At 42.0% G+C, this 450-nt stretch carries 1 pseudogene; it reads left to right on the top strand.

The features are described from left to right. Positions 1 to 450 (top strand): annotated as a pseudogene (locus FLAPXU55_RS00130) (hypothetical protein); the annotation flags it as partial.

Genomic DNA, 450 nt, shown 5'->3' on the forward strand with positions numbered 1-450 from the left:
GTTTACAGAGTTGTTGCTACTGGTTCATGTACACCTAATGCAACTTCAAACGGTGCTGCTTTAACTGTAAATCAAGCTCCGGCAATCACTGCACAGCCATCTGCAAGTACAATTTGTACAGGTGCTAATACTACTTTCTCTGCAACAGCTGCAAATGCTACAGGATATCAGTGGCAGGTAGATCAGGGTGCTGGTTTTGCTAATGTTCCAGCTACTGCACCATATTCTGGTACAACTAGTGCAACATTAACTATCACTGGCGCAACTGCAGGATTAAGTGGATATTTATACAGAGTAGTTGCTACAGGTTTATGTACTCCTAATGCAACTTCAAATAGTGCATCTTTAACGGTAAATCAAGCTCCGGCAATCACTGCACAGCCAACTGATAGTGCTATTTGTTCTGGATCTAACACAACATTTAGCGCTTCAGTTTCAAATGCTACAGGA

It is taken from the genome of Flavobacterium panici, assembly GCF_903819335.1.
Taxonomy (GTDB): domain Bacteria; phylum Bacteroidota; class Bacteroidia; order Flavobacteriales; family Flavobacteriaceae; genus Flavobacterium; species Flavobacterium panici.